Origin of the sequence: Streptomyces sp. NPDC050636 (genome assembly GCF_040654775.1) — a bacterium.
Lineage (GTDB): Bacteria > Actinomycetota > Actinomycetes > Streptomycetales > Streptomycetaceae > Streptomyces.
On record NZ_JBFAIP010000271.1, the window covers coordinates 1 to 1251 of the forward strand.

Genomic DNA, 1251 nt, shown 5'->3' on the forward strand with positions numbered 1-1251 from the left:
CTGCGCCGTGGCCGTGACGAACCCCGTGCACTGCTCACGGCGCTGGCGAAGGTGTTCGTACGAGGCGTAGCCGTCGGCTGGGCCAAGGTCTTTACGGGCACGGGTGCCCAGCGGGTTGGTCTGCCGACGTATGCGTTCCAGCGGCAGCGGTACTGGCTGCTGGGTGGTTCCGGTGTGGTGGATGCGGTGGGGCTGGGTCAGTCCCCTGCGCGTCATCCGTTGCTGGGGGCGTCGGTGTCGCTGCCGGCGAGCGGAGGCCTGATGCTGACCGGTCGGTTGTCTCTCTCTGGGCAGCCGTGGTTGGCCGATCATGTGGTGGCCGGGCAGGTGATGGTGCCGGGTGCTGCATTGGTTGAAATGGCGGTGCGCGCCGGTGACGAGGTCGACTGCGGCCGCGTCGAGGAACTGGTCGTCGAGGCGCCGTTGGTGTTGTCGGTGCGGGGTGGGGTGCGGGTTCAGGTCACGGTGGAGGGGCCGGATGAGGCCGGTCGCCGTGCGGTGGCCGTGTATGCCCAGGTTGAGGATGCCGTGCTGGAGGGGGAGTGGGTGCGGCATGCGGCTGGTGTGCTGGGCCCGGCCGACTCCGTGATCGGGGCTGGCGACAGTGACCTGATGCAGTGGCCTCCGGTCGGTGCCGTTGCGGTGGATCTGGACGGTTTCTACCCGGCGCTGGCGGAGTCCGGCCTGGCTTACGGTCCGGTGTTTCAGGGGGTGTGGGCGGCTTGGCGGCGTGGCGAGGAGCTGTTCGCGGAGGTGGCGCTGGCCGAGGACATGGAGGTGTCCGGGTTCGGCGTACATCCGGCGCTGCTGGACGCGGCGTTGCACGTAATCGTCGGCACGGACGCTGTGGGTGAGCGGTTGGCGCTGCCGTTTGCGTGGGGCGATGTGGTGGTGCACGCGTCGGGCGCGTCGATGGCTCGGGTGCGGGTGGTACCGGCTGAGGCCGGTGAGGGTCTGTCGGTGACGTTGGCTGACGCCGAGGGCGGGTTGGTGGCGTCGGTGGGCTCTTTGGTGTTGCGGTCGGTGTCGGCTGAGGACCTGGCGGGCGGTTCGGGTTCTGCGGGCGAGTCGATGTTCGGGGTGGAGTGGGTGCCGGTTGCGTTTGAGGGCGTGTCGGTGGGTGTGGGTGGGTTGGTGGAGTTGGGTGTTGAGGGTGTGGGTGGGTTGGTGGCGTCGGTGGTGGCGGGTGGGGAGGTTCCGTCGGTTGTGGTGGTGAGGGTGGTGCCGGAGTTGGGTGCTGGGGGTGTTGCG

General features: G+C 69.4%; 1 protein-coding gene. It reads left to right on the forward strand.

Annotation, left to right across the window (positions count from 1 at the left end):
• On the forward strand, positions 1–1251 hold a 1251-nt coding region (locus AB0I10_RS41205), incomplete at both ends, for a polyketide synthase dehydratase domain-containing protein (protein ID WP_363157861.1).